This window comes from Pseudomonas sp. NyZ480 (genome assembly GCF_029537255.1).
Classification (GTDB): Bacteria; Pseudomonadota; Gammaproteobacteria; order Pseudomonadales; family Pseudomonadaceae; genus Aquipseudomonas; species Aquipseudomonas taiwanensis.
The window spans coordinates 2,332,486-2,349,353 of the sequence record NZ_CP120626.1 but is presented as its reverse complement, the minus strand read 5'-3'; the positions used below and the strand labels follow the sequence as shown (position 1 = coordinate 2,349,353).

16 protein-coding genes and 1 riboswitch are annotated in these 16,868 nt (G+C 62.6%); of the genes, 10 read left to right on the top strand and 6 right to left on the bottom strand.

What is annotated here, in order from left to right; translation table 11 throughout:
* Positions 1-44 precede the first annotated feature (44 nt).
* The 3 genes from P3R38_RS10795 (at position 45) to P3R38_RS10785 (ending at position 3,574) form a co-directional block, all read left to right on the top strand.
* Positions 45-962, top strand: coding sequence for a pyridoxal-phosphate dependent enzyme (locus P3R38_RS10795; RefSeq protein ID WP_023380214.1), 918 nt, complete (start codon positions 45-47; stop codon positions 960-962).
* Between the two features lie 238 nt (positions 963-1,200).
* Positions 1,201-2,298, top strand: a complete 1,098-nt coding sequence (gene nspC / locus P3R38_RS10790; RefSeq protein ID WP_023380213.1) for a carboxynorspermidine decarboxylase — start codon at positions 1,201-1,203, stop codon at positions 2,296-2,298.
* 31 nt (positions 2,299-2,329) lie between these two features.
* The gene (locus P3R38_RS10785; RefSeq protein ID WP_023380212.1) at positions 2,330-3,574 is read left to right on the top strand and encodes a saccharopine dehydrogenase family protein; all 1,245 of its coding nucleotides are present in this window, start codon (positions 2,330-2,332) and stop codon (positions 3,572-3,574) included.
* Positions 3,575-3,646: 72 nt separating this feature from the next.
* Here the strand turns inward: P3R38_RS10785 and P3R38_RS10780 are convergent, their stop codons facing one another.
* Together P3R38_RS10780 and P3R38_RS10775 are read right to left on the bottom strand one after the other, a co-directional pair.
* Positions 3,647-4,693, bottom strand: coding sequence for a class I SAM-dependent methyltransferase (locus P3R38_RS10780; protein ID WP_023380211.1), 1,047 nt, complete (start codon positions 4,691-4,693; stop codon positions 3,647-3,649).
* Between the two features lie 185 nt (positions 4,694-4,878).
* Positions 4,879-5,724: a type 1 glutamine amidotransferase domain-containing protein gene (locus P3R38_RS10775; RefSeq protein ID WP_023380210.1), complete on the bottom strand. Its 846-nt coding sequence runs from the start codon at positions 5,722-5,724 to the stop codon at positions 4,879-4,881.
* Between the two features lie 94 nt (positions 5,725-5,818).
* On the opposite strand from P3R38_RS10775, the gene P3R38_RS10770 reads away from it, so the two are divergent.
* The 3 genes from P3R38_RS10770 to P3R38_RS10760 all read left to right on the top strand — a co-directional run bounded on the left by P3R38_RS10770 (position 5,819) and on the right by P3R38_RS10760 (position 8,892).
* Complete coding sequence (locus P3R38_RS10770; protein ID WP_104881870.1) at positions 5,819-6,727, top strand: LysR family transcriptional regulator; 909 nt, start codon at positions 5,819-5,821, stop codon at positions 6,725-6,727.
* Between the two features lie 108 nt (positions 6,728-6,835).
* Positions 6,836-8,056 carry a putative DNA modification/repair radical SAM protein gene (locus P3R38_RS10765; RefSeq protein ID WP_023380208.1) on the top strand — a complete coding sequence of 407 codons (1,221 nt, stop codon included), beginning with the start codon at positions 6,836-6,838 and terminating at the stop codon, positions 8,054-8,056.
* Positions 8,047-8,892 carry a TIGR03915 family putative DNA repair protein gene (locus P3R38_RS10760; protein ID WP_104881871.1) on the top strand — a complete coding sequence of 282 codons (846 nt, stop codon included), beginning with the start codon at positions 8,047-8,049 and terminating at the stop codon, positions 8,890-8,892. Before P3R38_RS10765 ends, P3R38_RS10760 begins: the two co-directional genes overlap by 10 nt.
* A gap of 6 nt (positions 8,893-8,898) precedes the next feature.
* Here P3R38_RS10760 and P3R38_RS10755 read toward each other — a convergent pair whose 3' ends face one another.
* The 3 genes from P3R38_RS10755 to P3R38_RS10745 all read right to left on the bottom strand — a co-directional run bounded on the left by P3R38_RS10755 (position 8,899) and on the right by P3R38_RS10745 (position 11,606).
* A complete protein-coding gene (locus P3R38_RS10755; protein ID WP_277687131.1) occupies positions 8,899-9,870 on the bottom strand; it encodes a biotin-dependent carboxyltransferase family protein in 972 nt (323 codons plus the stop codon).
* Positions 9,867-10,754 (bottom strand): allophanate hydrolase subunit 1, encoded by an 888-nt coding sequence (locus P3R38_RS10750; RefSeq protein WP_023380202.1) that lies wholly within the window; start codon positions 10,752-10,754, stop codon positions 9,867-9,869. The genes P3R38_RS10755 and P3R38_RS10750 overlap by 4 nt, the downstream gene beginning before the upstream one ends.
* 93 nt (positions 10,755-10,847) lie before the next feature.
* Complete coding sequence (locus P3R38_RS10745; RefSeq protein ID WP_023380201.1) at positions 10,848-11,606, bottom strand: 5-oxoprolinase subunit PxpA; 759 nt, start codon at positions 11,604-11,606, stop codon at positions 10,848-10,850.
* 119 nt (positions 11,607-11,725) lie between these two features.
* Between P3R38_RS10745 and P3R38_RS10740 the strand changes: the two genes are divergently transcribed.
* From P3R38_RS10740 to P3R38_RS10730, 3 genes are all read left to right on the top strand, one after another.
* Positions 11,726-12,643 carry a LysR family transcriptional regulator gene (locus P3R38_RS10740; protein WP_023380199.1) on the top strand — a complete coding sequence of 306 codons (918 nt, stop codon included), beginning with the start codon at positions 11,726-11,728 and terminating at the stop codon, positions 12,641-12,643.
* A gap of 165 nt (positions 12,644-12,808) precedes the next feature.
* Positions 12,809-13,438: a riboflavin synthase gene (locus tag P3R38_RS10735; RefSeq protein WP_023380198.1), complete on the top strand. Its 630-nt coding sequence runs from the start codon at positions 12,809-12,811 to the stop codon at positions 13,436-13,438.
* Between the two features lie 10 nt (positions 13,439-13,448).
* Positions 13,449-14,150 (top strand): YoaK family protein, encoded by a 702-nt coding sequence (locus tag P3R38_RS10730; RefSeq protein WP_023380197.1) that lies wholly within the window; start codon positions 13,449-13,451, stop codon positions 14,148-14,150.
* Positions 14,151-14,166: 16 nt separating this feature from the next.
* On the opposite strand, the gene hemB is transcribed toward P3R38_RS10730, so the two are convergent.
* The gene (gene hemB, locus P3R38_RS10725; RefSeq protein ID WP_023380196.1) at positions 14,167-15,141 is read right to left on the bottom strand and encodes a porphobilinogen synthase; all 975 of its coding nucleotides are present in this window, start codon (positions 15,139-15,141) and stop codon (positions 14,167-14,169) included.
* Between the two features lie 220 nt (positions 15,142-15,361).
* Between hemB and P3R38_RS10720 the strand changes: the two genes are divergently transcribed.
* The gene (locus P3R38_RS10720) at positions 15,362-16,528 is read left to right on the top strand and encodes a DUF1624 domain-containing protein (protein ID WP_023380195.1); all 1,167 of its coding nucleotides are present in this window, start codon (positions 15,362-15,364) and stop codon (positions 16,526-16,528) included.
* A 29-nt stretch (positions 16,529-16,557) separates the two neighbouring features.
* Positions 16,558-16,757, top strand: a riboswitch (cobalamin riboswitch).
* Positions 16,758-16,868 lie beyond the last annotated feature (111 nt).

Here is a 16,868-nt window from a genome sequence, read left to right as displayed (position 1 = left end):
CGTACGCGACTCATTTCAGCCTTGGTAAACAGAGGGATCTACCCATGACCTTGCACATTCAGACGCCCCTGATCGAATCCCGGCCCATGTCCATCGCAGCCGGTCGAGCGGTGTGGCTCAAGCTCGATGCACTGCAGCCCTGCGGTTCGTTCAAGTTACGCGGGGTCGGCCACGCCTGCGAGACGCATCATGCGCGTGGAGCCCGGCACTTCGTGTCGTCCTCCGGTGGCAACGCTGGCCTGGCCGTGGCCTATGCCGGTCGCCAGTTGGGCGTCCCGGTCACGGTGGTGGTGCCCGAAACCACCACTGAACGCGCCAAGGAGCTGCTGCGCCTCGAGAACGCCGAGGTGGTGGTGCACGGCAGTTCCTGGCAGGAGGCCAACGAACTGGCGCAGACCTTGGTCGGGCCGAACGATGCCTTCATCCACCCCTTCGACGACCCATTGCTGTGGACCGGCCATGCCAGCCTGGTGGACGAGCTGGCCCAGGCCGGTTTCAAACCCGATGCGGTGGTGCTCTCGGTTGGCGGCGGAGGCTTGCTCAGCGGCGTGGTCGAAGGCCTGCAGCGCAACGGCTGGGACGATGTACCGGTGCTGGCGGTGGAAACCGAAGGTGCAGCATCGCTGCACGCGGCCATGCAGGCCGGCCAGTCCATCGAACTGGCGCGCATCACGTCGGTCGCCACCTCGCTGGGCGCCAAACGGGTGGCCGATCAAGCGTTGACCTGCGTGCGCACGCACCCGGTCCAGAGCCACCTGGTCAGCGACCGCGCCGCACTACAGGCTTGCGAGCGGTTCCTGCTCGATCATCGGGTACTGGTCGAGCCAGCCTGCGGCGCAGCCTTGGCCCTGGCCTACGACCCGCAGGCACTGGAGCAATACCGCCAGGTGCTGGTGGTGGTCTGTGGTGGCGCCACGGCGACCCTGGCGCAGATTCAGACCTGGTTGGCGGCGGCGCAGTAGATCCCCCCTGCTGGCAGGTACGGCGCAGGTCGTCGATCGGGTTCCCGCCAGCCACCGAACGCGGCGATTAGGATAGTCATATTCGTCTGTTCAACTGCCTTGCGCGAAGGACGGATGGCGCATCGATTACCGTCAGCCACATAACTCTGACGAAATGCGTCTTCCGCCCTTTCGATATACGGCAAGTGAAGGCACAATGCGTGTCCTTTTTTTGGCCGGCCTGGCCGGGGGCCTTTAAATGATCAAGACGCCGTACTACCTCATCGATAAAACCAAGCTGCTGGGCAACATGGAGAAGATCGCCTACGTGCGCGAACACTCCGGTGCCAAGGCCCTCCTCGCCCTCAAGTGCTTCGCCACCTGGTCGGTATTCGACCTGATGCAACAGTACATGGACGGCACCACTTCCTCGTCGCTGTACGAGCTCAAGCTCGGCCGCCAGAAATTCGCTGGCGAAACCCATGCCTACAGCGTGGCGTGGGCCGACGATGAAATCGAGGAAATGCTCGAGAACTGCGACAAGATCATCTTCAACTCCATCGGCCAGCTGCAACGCTTCGCCGAGCAGTCCGAAGGCAAGGTTCGCGGCCTGCGCGTCAACCCGCAGGTGAGCAGCTCCGACTACCTGCTGGCCGACCCGGCCCGCCCGTTCAGCCGCCTGGGCGAATGGGACCCGGCCAAGATCGAGCAGGTCATCGAGCAGATCTCCGGCTTCATGTTCCACAACAACTGCGAGAACGGCGACTTCAGCCTGTTCGACAAGATGCTCTCGCACATCGAGGAACGCTTCGGCCACCTGCTGCACAAGGTCGAGTGGGTCAGCCTCGGTGGCGGTATTCACTTCACCGGCGAAGACTATGCTCTGGATGCCTTCTGCGCGCGCCTGAAAGCCTTCTCGGAAAAGTACGGCGTGCAGGTTTACCTCGAGCCGGGCGAAGCTGCCATCACCCAGAGCGCGTCGCTCGAAGTGACCGTGCTCGACACCCTTTACAATGGCAAGCACCTGGCTGTGGTCGACAGCTCCATCGAAGCGCACATGCTCGATCTGCTGATCTACCGCCTCAATGCCAAGATGGCCCCTAACGAGGGCGAACACACCTACATGGTCTGCGGCAAGTCGTGCCTGGCCGGTGACATCTTCGGCGAGTACCAATTCGATCGACCGCTGGCCATCGGCGATCGCCTGTCGTTCATCGACGCGGCGGGTTACACCATGGTCAAGAAAAACTGGTTCAACGGTCTGAAAATGCCAGCCATCGTGGTCAAGCAACTCGACGGCAGCGTCGAGGTTGTCCGCGAGTTCGGTTTCGAAGACTACGTTTCCAGCCTGTCGTAAGACGGGCTTTCAGTAAGGAGCAAGGGATAAATTGAAGAAGAACGTTCTTATCATTGGTGCAGGAGGTGTCGCCAAGGTGGTGGCCCACAAGTGCGCGCAGCATAACGACGAACTCGGTCGTATTGCCATTGCGTCGCGGAACATCTCCAAATGCCAGGCCATCATCGACAGCGTAAAGGCCAAGGGTAGCCTCAAGGTACCCGCCGACATCCAGGCCTTCTCGCTCAATGCTCTCGATGTCGAGGCGACCAAAGCGCTGATCCGCGAAACCGAATCGCAGATCGTGATCAACGTTGGTTCCGCCTTCCTCAACATGTCGGTGCTGCGTGCCTGCATCGATACCGGTGTCGCCTACCTGGACACCGCCATTCACGAAGAACCGGGCAAGATCTGCGAGACGCCGCCCTGGTACGGCAACTACGAGTGGAAACACCTCGAAGAGTGCCAACAAAAGAACATTACCGCCATTCTTGGTGTCGGCTTCGACCCGGGTGTGGTGAACAGCTACGCGAAACTCGCGCAGCAACAGTATTTCGACAGCATTGAGTCGATCGACATTCTCGACGTCAATGCCGGTTCCCACGGCAAGTACTTCGCTACCAACTTCGACCCGGAAATCAACTTCCGCGAATTCACAGGTCAGGTTTGGAGCTGGCAGAACAGCCAGTGGACCAGCAACACCATGTTCGAGGTCAAGCGTACCGACGACCTGCCGGTGGTAGGTTCGCAGAACCTGTACCTGACCGGTCATGACGAAGTTCATTCGATCTCCAAGAACCTCAACGTACCGAACGTGCGTTTCTGGATGAGCTTCGGCGAGCACTACATCAACGTGTTCACCGTGCTGAAGAACCTGGGCCTGCTCTCCGAGCAACCGGTCAAGACCGCCGAAGGCCTGGAAGTGGTACCGCTGAAGGTGGTCAAGGCCGTGCTGCCTGATCCGGCCTCCCTGGCCCCGGGCTACACCGGCAAGACCTGCATCGGTGACCTGGTCAAGGGCACCAAGGATGGCCAGCCCCGCGAAGTGTTCATCTACAACGTCGCGGACCACGAAGAAGCCTACGCCGAAACCGACAGCCAGGGCATTTCCTACACCGCTGGCGTACCGCCAGTGGCCGCTGCCCTGCTGGTCGCACGCGGCGAGTGGGATGCCAAGCGCATGGTCAACGTCGAGGAGCTGCCAGCCGAGCCGTTCCTCAAGGCGCTGGACGTCATGGGCCTGCCAACCCGCGTGAAAGACGAAAAAGGCGACCGTCCTTGGGACGCTGAAGCCTAAGCAACAAGACAGAAGGGGCGCCGACATGGCGCCCCTTCTGCTTTGGCCGCATCCCTGACAAGCCAGCGCCTGCTACTTGCGCGCCTCCAGGATCAGGTTGAAGGGCGTTTGCGTCGCGCGCCGGAACCGGGTGAATCCCGCTTCCTCGAACACCGCCCGCAAACGCGCCTCCCCGGCCTGGGCGCCAAGCCCCAACCCGACTTCCTGCGAAAGCGAATTCGGTGTGCAGATAAACGTCGAGGCCGCGTAGAAGAGCCGCCCCACCGGCGTCAGATTGCCATCCAGCGAGTCCTCGGCATAAGGCTCCACCAACATTACCGTGCCATCTGCCTTGAGCGCACGGTAGGCATGCCGCGCCGCCCCGACCGGGTCGCCCATGTCATGCAGACAGTCGAAAAAACACACCAGGTCATGATCATGACCTGGGTAATCCTTGGCAGAAGCCTTTTGGAAACTGACGCGTTCAGTCAGCCCAGCCTCGCGTGCACGTTCGCTGGCCGTGGCGATAGAAGGCGCGTGGTAGTCGTAACCGGTAAAGGTCGAGGCTGGAAACGCCTCGGCCATGACCAGGGTCGACGCCCCATGACCGCATCCCACGTCCGCGACCTTCGCCCCGGCCTGCAGCTTGGCCACCACGCCCTCCAGCGCTGGCAACCAGTCAGCCACCAGGAAGGTCCGATAGCCCGGCCGGAAGAAGCGTTCGGTACCGCTGAACATGCACGGGTGATGATCGCCCCAGGCCAGGCCTCCACCACCGCGCATGGCTGCCACCAGCTTGTCCTTGTCATGGAACAGGGCGGCGATCACCGACGCGCCCCCTGCCATGTAGGCGGGGGAGTCTTCCAGCGCCAGGGCCATGGCCTGCTCTTCGGGTAGCACGAAGCTGCCCTTTTCATGAACGACGTAGCCGGCGGCCGACTGGGCATTCAGCCACTCACGCACCAACCGTGGGTGGCAACCGGTCTTGGCCGCAAGTGCCTCGGGGGTGACGGGTTGGCTGTCAGCCATGGCTCGGTACAGCCCCAGCTCATCGCCGAGAATGACATTGGCCAGCGTCGCCGCCGCGCCCATGTCGCCGACCAGCTTGCCCATGAAATCGTGAAGCCTTGCCTCGTCCATGACCAGCCCTCCTCTGCAAGAAGGCCACCGTCAACGAGGGCAGTCCTGTCCGGAGGGCGGTGGTCGGATGGATGAAACGTTCTGCAAGCGAACCACGCATAAGTTTAGTTCAAACCGCAGAGCGAACCCTGGTCGGCGCAGGGTCGCCCGCGATCACGGAAACCGCCTTGGCAACCACAAGGCTGTCATTGCCGGCGGCTTGCCAGCTTCTCCAGCAACGCCTTGGCCAGCGCCTTGTCCGAGAAGGGGTTCTGCCCAGTGATCAATTCACGGTCCACCACCACGTTCGGCTGCCATGCCGGGGCGTAGGTCATGTTACCGCCGGCTCCAGCCATTGCCTTGGCCGGATAGAACAGCAGCCGGTCATCCTTGAGCGAGCCTTCGAACACCTGCTCCTCCGGGTCGGAGAAAATGGTCATCTTGTAACCCTGGTACACCCAGTCAGTGGCTGCTGGCTTCTCACCACGGGCCAGTGCGGCCTGGTAACTGGCCGGGTCTTTCTGAGCCGAGAGCAGCGCAATAGGGCCATGGCAGATGGCAGCGGTCGGCTTGCCCGCCTGGTGGAAGTGGTTCAGCAAAGCGCCGACCTCAGGGTTGTTCGCCAGGTCGATCAGCGGCGCATGGCCACCTGGAATGAACAGCCCCGCATAACGGTCCAGGTCACCGGCCAGTACTTCCTTCACCGAAAGCGTGTCACCAATGTCCGGCAGCCCCTGCACAACCGTCTGAATGCGCTGCATCTCGGCAGCGTCGCCGCCGAAATACTGGGGGTCGACCGAACGCTGGTCAACCCTCGGCGCGTTGCCCTTGGGCGTGACCAGGACCAGTGTGTAGCCAGCCTTGAGCAACTGGTCCGCAGGTACACCGAACTCGTTGAGGTAGTAGCCGGTGGCATAGCTTGTACCGCCCTGCAGCGGCAGCTGGTTCTCGCTGGACAGCAGCACCAGCACTTCCCCCTTGGGGGCGGCACTGACCGTGCCGGCAAGCAGCGCGCCGGCCACGGCCAACGCAAGAGTGGATGTCTTTTTCATGCAACGTTCTCCGGATCAAGCGAAAAGTGGGCCCATGCTACCCGGCGCGCTATGATTCGATTATTCGAAAGCCTTCATGCCTGCGATTCTTAAAATGAATATCACCCACAAGGATCTGAACCTGCTGCACCTGTTCCACGTGCTCTATCAGGAACGCAATGCCACCCTTGCCGCCGAGCGCATGGCCCTGAGCCAACCCGCACTCAGCCACAAGCTCAACAAACTGCGACACCAGTTTGGCGACCCATTGTTCGTCCGCGCGCCGCGGGGGATGACCCCGACGCCTCGGGCCCACGAACTGGCGCCCGAGGTACAGCGTTTGGTGGAAGGGCTGGAGGCGTTCTACGAGCGCTGCGATGGCCAGGACTTCCTCTCCCGCCCTGCCCGCCTGCACCTGTACAGCACCGATTACATCGAGCAGACCTTGTTACCGAAACTGCTGCCGGTTTTGCGCGAGCAGGCGCCGAACCTGGTGCTGGTCACCCATAACACGCGGGGTCAGCTACCCCGCGACGCATTGGAAAAAGGCAGTTGCGACCTGGCCATCGCCGGCTTTTACACCGACCTTCCAGATACCTTTCACCAACAGCGTCTGCTCAGCGAGGACTTCGTCGTGCTCGCCTGGAAACACAATCCACATCTGGCCCAAGGCCTGGACCTGGATACATTCCTGCGCTGCGATCACCTGTTGACCACCCTCACGGGCGATCTCGATGGCCTGGTGGATCGGGCCTTACACGCCCAAGGGCACCGCCGCAAGGTGGTTGCGGGCCTTTCGAGTTTCCTGGCGCCGGCCAGGTTGGTGCGGGGTACCGACCTGCTGCTCACTTGCCTTCGCTCGGTGGCAGAGGACGCCACCGAGCGTGATCAGGACCTGTGTCATCACCCGCTGCCGCTGAAGCTTGCGCAGGTGGAAGTGATGCAGATCTGGCACCAACGAACCCACGCAGACCCGATGCGCAGCTGGTTCCGCCAGCAGGTGTGGGCCGCGGCGCAATCCTGATCCCAAGGTCTAGCGGTCGCCGAAGCGAGTCGGGTGCCGCGCGCAGGTGCTTGCAATCCGGGCACACTCAAAATACTGTATGAATAGTCAGTATTGCGAGACGACGCCATGCAACTCATCGCCAAGCTCGGCATCCTTGCCGATGCCGCCAAGTACGATGCCTCCTGCGCCAGCAGCGGTGCGCCCAAGCGTAATTCGCGCGGTGGCGATGGCCTGGGTGCAACCAATGGCATGGGCATCTGCCACAGCTTCACCCCGGATGGGCGTTGCGTCTCGCTGCTCAAGGTGCTGCTGACCAACTTTTGCCTGTACGACTGCCAGTACTGCGTCAATCGTCGATCCAGCAACGTTCCCAGGGCCCGTTTCACCCCCGAGGAGGTGGTTCGCCTGACCCTGGACTTCTACCGGCGCAACTGCATCAGCGGGCTGTTCCTGAGTTCCGGCATCATCCGTTCGGCCGACTACACCATGGAGCAGTTGATCCGCGTAGCCCGCCTGCTGCGGGAAACCCACCAGTTCCGCGGTTACATCCACCTCAAGACCATTCCCGACGCCGACCCCTTGCTGATCGAGGAAGCTGGGCGCCTGGCCGACCGCTTGAGTGTCAATATCGAGCTGCCCACCGACGCCAGCCTCAAGCGCCTGGCGCCGGAGAAACGAGCGCACACCATTCGCCAGGCAATGGGCGTGATCCATCGCGGCCAACAGGCTGTGGCCAACGAACCCAAGGCACCGCGCTTCACCCCGGCCGGGCAAAGCACCCAGGTGATCGTCGGGGCCGACTCGACCGACGACAGCACCCTGCTGCGCAACGCCGAATCGCTCTACCAGGGCTACGGGCTAAAGCGTGTGTACTACTCGGCGTTCAGCCCCATCCCGGACAGCCCCAACAGCGTGCCGCTGGCCGCGCCGCCGCTCCTGCGCGAGCATCGTCTGTACCAGGCTGACTTCCTGCTTCGAGGTTACGGCTACAAGGCAGGCGAGCTGTTGGGCCCGAACGCCAACCTGGCGTTGGACATTGACCCGAAGCTGGCGTGGGCACTGGCCAACCGCGATGTGTTTCCACTGGATGTGAATCGCGCAGAACCCGCCCTGCTGGCACGTATTCCGGGCATTGGCTTGCGCAGTGTGCAACGCCTGGTGGCACTTCGCCGCGAGCGACGCATCCGCTACGATGACCTGATCCAGCTGCGTTGCGTGCTGGACAAGGCGCGCCCGTTCATCGTCACCAGCGATTACCGGCCCGCGCAGGCCGAGTTGCGCAGCGGCCTGCTGCGGGCCCGTCTGCGTGAGTCCCAGGCTCCGGTACAGATGGGGTTGTGGGGATGATCGCGCTCGACTGCGACAACCACTTCGCCACCTGGCGCGGCCAGGCCCGGACACTGCTTGGCCACGGCATCGACCCGGCCGAGGTGACCTGGTCCCAGGGTCCGATGGACGACTTACTGGCGGTGCCAACACCATTGCCCGAAGGCCCCGGTCCCTTTCGCGCACGGGTTCCGCCGGAATTGCTGAACCAACTCGAACGGGCGGCTCGCTACCGAGGCGAGCAACGCTGGAACCTGCTCTACGAAGTGCTCTGGCGCGTGGCCCATGGCGACCGCACAGCCATGCTCGCCGGTGACCGCCTGGGCAGCGAACTGCACCGTCGTATCAAGCAGGTCAACCGCGAAGCACACCACCTGCATGCCTTCCTGCGCTTCGTGCCATTGCCCGAAGCGCTTGCCCTTGAGCTGCAACTGGATCTGGTGGCTTACCATGAGCCGGCACATGACATCCTGGAAAGCGCCAGCGCGCATTTTGCCGATCGTCTGGGTCGCCAACGCTGGATGATCGCCACGCCTCAGGACGGCATTCGTTTCGACGGTCAGCATTTCGACTACCAACGCTGCTGCCCATCGACCTGGCAGCAGTGGGCACGCCATGCCAACGATCCGGATGCCGAGCTGTGGCGCACCTATTATCGTCACACCTTCAACCCTGCCCGCCTGAACCCCGAAGCCTTGCGCCTGCACATGCCAGGGCGGTTCTGGCGCCACCTGCCCGAAGGGATGCTGATTCCACAGCTGGAAGGCCTGGCGCGCCAAGGCAAGCAGCGCGACGGCCAGGCGTTGGAAGTGGCGGAACAACGGGGCAAAAAGATCAGCCACGCCGCCGGCAAATGACATTGATCAGCCGAACAACCGCCCCAGGCAGGCAAGTTTCTTCTTGTACGAACGCCGGGCCTGTAGAGCCTCCTCAAGGCTAACGGCCAGGAATCTTGCCTGCTGGTTCGGCTGCATCTGCCCGATGTGGTCGAGGTCGGCGCTGATCACCGTGCCGATCATGGCATACCCGCCACCCGACACCGCGTCGCGGTGCAGAATGATCGGCTCAAGCCCTGCCGGCACCTGAATCGAGCCAATGGGGTAGCAACTGTCGACGATGTTCGAAGGGTCCGACCCGGCGCCGAAGGGTTGCTCACGGGGCTGGAAGCTCAACGCGCTTGCGCCTTTGTAGCGATAGCCGATGCGGTCGGCCTCCGAGCCCACCGTCCAGGCTTCGGTGAAAAAGCTCTTGGCAGCCGCTTCGGTCAAACGGTGGAAATACAACCCGGGCACTACCCTCAGCACCACCTCCCCACCTAGCGATTGACGCAGCGCCATTGGCAAACTCGCACCTGCCCGCGTCTTTCCAGTGCTCACACCCGCCGGCAGCACATCGCCGGCCATCAGCTTGCGGCCGTGCAATCCTCCAAGCGCCCCCAGTGCGTAGGTCGATCGGCTACCAAGCACCTCGGGCACTTGAATACCACCGGCCACTGCCAGATAGGCACGGGCGCCCGCCGAGGGAAAGCCGAAGCGCAGCACTTGTCCGGCGCGGACCGCAAACGCCGTGTCCGGTGGCTGTTGACGACCGTCCAGGAGCACCGGCATCTGTGCACCGCACACCGCCACCAAGGCATCGTGCTGAAACTCCAGTTCCGGCCCCACCAGCGCGCATTCGAGTGCCGCCGCACCCGCCGGATTGCCCACCAGGTGGTTGGCCGCGCACAGGGCATACTGGTCCAGAGCGCCGGAAGGCGGGATACCCAAATGATAATAACCCTCGCGGCCAAGGTCCTGAACCGATGTGGCCAAGCCAGGTTTGAGCACCTTGATCATGCCAGTACCTCCTGAAGCGATTTCGGGTAGCCCACCGGGTCGGCCAGGAAGGCATCGAGGTCAAAGTCCACGGGGCGTATGCGCAGGTTGAAACGTCCCTCTTCCACATCGGATACGGCCTGGTCGTAGCTGGCCCGGTCGATGGGCTTGAACTGCACGATATCGCCCGGACGGAAGAACACCATGTGCTCCTTGAGGTAGGGCAGACGCTGCTGCGGATCATAGATCGGTGCTGGGGTCACGCCGAACATCTGGTATCCCCCTGCTCCGCGCACCGAGTAGATGCAACCGAAACAACCGCCATGTCCAAGGGTCAGCTTGGGTGTGTCGGTGCGCGGACGCAGGTATTTGGGCACTTGCAACTGCCGTTCTCGCTCAACCATCTGGAACATGAACGGCAAGCCTGCGACGAAACCGACCATGGACACGAACCACGGCGCACCACTGTGCGCGGCAATAAACGCTTGAACATCGGCCAGGCCGTTGATTCGCGCCGCATACTCCAGATCGGTGCTGTCCGGCTCCTGATGGCGGTCACGAAAGCGCATCAGGGTTTCATGGGTCCAGGGGTCGTTGTACAACACCGGAATCTCGATGATGCGCGTCTGCAGCGAGCGCTCGGCTACCGCTTCGGACTCGGCGCCACGTACCGCCTCCAACAGGTCCTGCGGGGCGATACGGTCCGGGTCGAAGCGGATCTGGAACGAGGCATTGGCCAGGCACACATCCAGTACGCCGTCCAGCGCCAGGCGCTCCACTGCACGTGTCACGGCCATACCTTTGAAAAAGGCTTCCAGCGACATGCTGTCGCTGACCTCGGCGAACAAGTGCTCGTCGGCACCAAAGCTGTAGCGAATCGGGGAAGTTGCAAGCGGCTCGGCCATCTCTGTTCCTTTTTGGAGTCTTTATACAAAGGCAGGCGAATTCGAATCATGGGGAGGCCCAGGCTTGTCTGCGCCGGGTGCCTGTGACAGGCCTCAGCGCGGTGCGCGCACCCTGATGCCCGCCCCATTCAACGCCTTGCGTGTGGCCTCGACCAGGTCAAGAGCGCCAGGCGTATCGCTGTGCAGGCAAATGGAATCGAAACTTATCGCCAGGTCCTGGCCTTCGACCGTACGCACTACCCGCTCCTGGCAAGCGCGCAGAACCCGTTCGGCAACCCGCTGGGGTTCGTAGCCGCGTACATGACGGGTGAACACAATGGAGCCACTCAAGTCGTATTCGCGGTCGGCATAGAACTCACGGACCACCGGCTGCCCCATCTCCTGGGCGACACGGCAGATCACCGAACCAGGCATGCAGTAAAGCAACAGCTCAGGCTCGACCACCCGCAGGTTTTCCACCAGCAGACGTGCGGCTTCTTCGTCACGGGCCAGGTGCATGTACAGCGCGCCGTGGGGTTTGATGTGCTGCAATGACACGCCCTGGGCACGGGCAATTTCACGTAGCGCACCCAGTTGGTAGAGCATGTCGTCGACCAGTTCCTGGGCTGGCGCATTGATGTGGCGACGCCCGAAACCGACGAGATCACGAAAACCTGGATGGGCACCCACCGCCACGCCCAACGCCTTGGCCCGCGCCACGGTACGGCGCATGGTGCCGGGGTCGCCTGCATGGAAACCGGTGGCGACGTTGGCCGAACTGATGTAGGCCATCAGCTCGTCGTCGACACCATCACCGATGGTCCAGGGACCGAACCCCTCACCCATGTCAGAGTTGAAATCCACTGCGTGCATACCCTGGCTCCTGATACTTGTGACTGCATGCCAGCCACGTTAGATTTTCCTCACCCCCTTGGGAAGATTTATAAACAGAGGGGGTGTCTTCTGAAAAACAGATACGACAGGAGCATGCTGTGTCACTGACCCTGCGCCAGGTCCGTTACTTCGTCGCAACCGCCGAAATCGGCCAGATTTCCCAGGCTGCGATCCACCTGAACATTTCCCAGTCGGCAGTGACCACCGCCATCAAGGAGCTGGAGGCGATGCTCGGTGCGCTGTTGTTTCAGCGCTCGGCCCAGGGCATGACCTTGACCGAGGCCGGCCGGCACTTTCTCAACCGCGCCTATGTGATCTTGCGCAGCGTCGATGACGCGCTCAACAGCCCGCTGCCCGACCTGCGCGCCAGCGGGGTGCTGCGTCTGGCAGCCAGTTACACGGTGCTGGGCTACTTCCTGCCGCACCACCTGCAACGGCTTGAGCATTGGCATCCGGATGTGAGCCTTCAGGTGCAAGAGCAAGAACGCAGCACCATCGAACAAGGCCTGCTGGAGGGCGACTTCGACATGGCCGTGGTGCTGACCGCCAACCTGACGCACCCGGATATCGTTTCCGAGACGCTGTTCAACTCCGAGCGTCGACTGTGGCTTCCCAGCCATCACCCGCTGTGCGAACGCTCATCGGTGAGCCTGGCCGACGTGGCCCGCGAGCCTTACATCCAGCTGACCGTGGATGAGGCGGAACAAGCCACCTTACGATACTGGGAGCAGGCCGGTCAGCGACCCCGTGTGCGCGTGCGCACCAGTTCGGTCGAAGCGGTGCGCAGCATGGTGGCCAACGGCAGTGGCGTGGCGATCCTCTCCGATCTGGTGCACCGCCCCTGGTCGTTGGAGGGCAAGCGGATCGAGACCGTCACCATCAGCGACCCTGTCACACCCATGAGCGTGGGGCTGGCCTGGCACCGCGAACGGGCATTCAGCCCAGCGATGCAGGCCGTGCGCACCTACTTCCACGGAGCGTTTCTGGCGCCGCAGCAATTGTCGGCGCGGCGTTGATGGACAGACACTTTACCTAGCCACATGCCAGCCCGCTGTCGGAGCGGGTTTACCCGCGCAGGATCGGCGTCCACAACCCCCATCACGAAAGCCAAGCGCTTGCATTTACCGGCCCACGGGCATAGCGTTCGAGAGTTCAGCATTCCCTGTGCCCAGGAGCTCCCCATGTACACCGGCATCGTCCAGGCCGTCCGCCCTCTACTTGATGTAACCCGCTACCCAGGTCACAACCAGTTCACCATCGACCTCACCGCCGAGCTGCTCGATGAGCTGAAGATCGGCGCCAGCGTCAGCGTAGAAGGTACCTGCCTGTCAGTCACCGAAATCAACGGCAGTCAGGTGAAGTTCGACGCCATGACCGCCACCCTCGAACGTACCAACCTGCGCTTCTTCAGCGCAGGCCAAGGCGTGAACATAGAACGCTCGGCGAAGATGAACGCCGAAGTCGGTGGGCACCTGATGGCCGGCCACATCGCCACCACTGCAGAGATTGTCGAGCTGTCGATCAAGGAGACCGGCGCCTTCATCAAGTTCCGCATGCCGCCGGAATGGGCCAAATACGTATTTGCGCGCGGATTCCTCGGCGTCAATGGTTGCAGCTTGACTGTCGCCGACGTTGAAGAAAACGTCGTCACCATCAACCTGATTCCCGAAACCCTGCGCCAGACCACCTTCGCCCGCTACCAGAACGGTGACCTGATCAATATCGAGGTGGACCACCAGACCATGGTCCTGGTGGATGTGGTCGAGCGCACCCTGAAGGGCACCTTGGCCCGCGAAAACCTGCTGCGCTGAGACCACCGCTATGTTGCCCAATGCCCTGCCCTCGCGCAGCGCCAAACGCCTGAGGCTGCAGAGATTGCGTGGTCGGGTAGGTCTTGGCCTGGTCGCCAGTCTATCGGTACTGGCGGGTATGACCGATGCCATTGGCCTGTTGGCGCTAGGCGATTTCGTCTCGTTCATGAGTGGCAACACCACCCGCCTGGCAGTGGCCATCAGCCAGGCGGACCTGGCCCTGGTGCTGCGCCTGAGCGCCGCCATTCTCAGCTTCGTGCTTGGTAATGCGCTGGGGATAGTGCTGGCCCGCGGTTTCAGGCAACGAGCCTGGCCTGTGCTGGTGGTGGTCGCAGCCCTGCTTGCCCTGGCGGCCTCCTGGCCAACGGTCACGAGTTGGCTACCCCTGATCGCGGCGATCCTGGCCATGGGCATGATCAATGCCGTGGTCGAACAAGTGAATGGGCTGCCGATCGGCCTGACCTACGTGACCGGAGCGCTGTCCCGGTTCGGTCGCGGCTTTGGCCGCTGGCTAATGGGTGAACGTCGCGACGGCTGGCGTGTGCAACTGGTGCCGTGGAGCGGCATGCTGCTGGGTGCCGCGCTGGGCGGCTGGTTGCAACATCACCTGGGCCTGCAGGCACTGGTGGGCAGTTGCGCCCTGGCGTGCCTGCTGGCCCTGGTGGCGCGGTTCATTCCGCGCTCATGGCAACGGGGCTACATGCCCCGCTGAGCCCGGGTCGCGTGTCTCAGATGCCTTCGCGGGCCAGATCCATGGCGAAGTAGGTGAGGATCAGGTCCGCGCCGGCACGCTTGATCGCGCCAATGCTTTCACGCACCACGCGCCCTTCATCGATGGCGCCAGCCAGGCCGCCGAACTTGATCATCGCGTACTCGCCGCTGACCTGGTAGGCCGCCAGCGGCAGGCGCGAGGCTGCGCGGATGTCGGCGATCACATCCAGGTAGGCGCCGGCTGGCTTGACCATCAGCACGTCAGCGCCTTCCTGCTCGTCGAGCAATGATTCGCGCACGGCTTCGCGACGGTTCATCGGGTTCATCTGGTAGCTCTTGCGGTCGCCCTTGAGTGCGGTGCCACCGGCCTCGCGGAACGGGCCGTAGAGCGACGAGGCGAACTTGGTCGAGTAGGCCATGATGGCGGTGTCATGGAAGCCGGCGCCATCGAGGGCGGAGCGAATCGCCTGGACCTGGCCGTCCATCGCCGCCGAAGGGGCGATGAAGTCGGCGCCCGCGGCAGCGGCCACCACCGCCTGCTTGCCGAGGTTGGCCAGGGTCGCATCGTTGTCCACGCCATGGTCATGCAACACGCCGCAATGGCCGTGACTGGTGTATTCACAGAAACAGGTGTCGGACATCACCACCATCTCCGGCACGGTGTCCTTGCAGATTCGCGCCATGCGCGCGACCAAGCCGTTTTCGTTCCAGGTGTCGCTGCCGGTTTCGTCCAGGTGGTGGGAAACACCGAAAGTCATTACCGACTTGATACCGGCACGGGCATAACGCTCGATTTCCTCGGCGAGTCGTTTCTCCGGGATGCGGTTGACCCCAGGCATGCTGGTGATCGGGACGAAGTCATCGATGCCCTCTTCGACGAAGATCGGCAGGATCAGGTCTTCGAGGCGGAACTCCGTCTCCTGGAACAGGGTACGCAGGGACTCGTTCTGGCGCAGGCGACGAGGGCGAACAACAGGGAAACGGCTGGACATGGAAGCTCCAAGAAATTTGACGACCTACACCATAAGCCTGTCGTGCGTGACTGAAAAGCCAAAATATCGAGATTGTCCCGTGCGCGCCGGGCAATAACGATTATTCAGTGCTGGCGCGGGCGCGACAAAATGTCACCCACCTGAAAAAGCCTGTTCAGGGCTCATTAAATGGTTATAAGATAACGTTTCACTTGATAATGGTTCCTGCCTGCGACCCCCTATGACAAGCGCCATAGCCACGCCTACCCAACTCACCCAGCGCCTGCACAGCATCGATGCCCTGCGCGGCCTGGTGATCGTGTTCATGTTGCTGGACCACGTCCGCGAAACCTTCTTCCTGCACCGCCAGGTAGGCGACCCGATGGACATCGACACCACCGAGCCCTCGCTGTTCGTCAGTCGTACCCTCGCCCATCTGTGCGCCCCGGTGTTCGTCCTGCTCACTGGCCTTTCGGCCTGGCTGTACGGCGAAAAGCACAAGGGCCGCAGCGATGTGTCGGCATTTCTGTTCAAGCGCGGGCTGTTCCTGGTGGCACTGGAGTTCACCCTGGTCAACTTCGCCTGGACCTTCCAACTGCCGCCCACCGTCATCTACTTGCAGGTGATCTGGGCCATTGGCGTGAGCATGATTGCCCTGTCTGTGCTGGTGTGGCTGCCGCGTCCGCTGATGCTCGCCGTGGGCGCTGTCATCGTGGCCGGGCACAACCTGCTCGACGGCCTGCACTTCGAGCCGGGATCGGCTCTGCATGTCCCGTGGGCCATCTTGCATGATCGTGGTTGGTTGACGCTCTCCGACGGCCTGCGCCTACGCACGTCCTACCCGGTGTTGCCATGGATTGGCGTCATCGCCCTGGGCTATGGCATGGGTCCATGGTTCGCCCGCGGCAGCGACGCAGGCCAACGCCAGCATCGTCTGCTGATGGCCGGCGTGATCGCCCTGCTGGGCTTCGTCGTGCTGCGCATGATCAATGGCTATGGCGAGGCCCCCTGGAGCGGTTACCCAACCTTGACGCAGACGGCGATGAGCTTCTTCAACATCACCAAGTACCCTCCTTCACTGCTGTTCCTGGCCCTGACCCTGGGGGGCGGCCTCGTGCTGCTGCGCGTCTTCGAACGTGCCGGCCAGGCTCGCTGGATCAGGGCCTTGGCCGTGTTTGGCGCAGCCCCCATGTTCTTTTACTTGTTGCACCTTTACGTCCTGAAGCTGTTGTACCTGGCCTGCGTCGCCCTGTTCGGGCTGAACCAGGGCCAGTATTTTGGCTTCGACGGGATCGGTGCAGTGTGGCTGGTCGCCGTGCTGCTGGCGGTGGCGCTGTACCTGCCGGTGCGGGCATTTGGCCGCTTGAAGGCGCGTCGCCGCGACATCAGCTGGCTGAAGTACTTCTGATATGACGTTTTCACCCGGCGGCCGAATGGTCTACCATGCGGCCCGCCGGTTTCCACCACGGAATTAATAGGGAATCCAGGGCCAGCTTTCACTGGCCAATCGGAACTGCCCCCGCAACTGTAGGTGCCGAGCCTGCTCCAACCAAGCCACTGGGTCTGCCGATCCGGGAAGGCCGGAGCCGGGCAAGGACGCACCAGTCAGGAGACCTGCCGGCCTACATTCACCAACCGGCGGGGTGTCCGGGATGGCCATCTCCACCCGTTCCCGGGTGCAGCCCCACGCCGTGCGCATGGGGCTTGGCGATGCCTGTCCGTGCGTTCATGCCGTGAACTGTCCGATA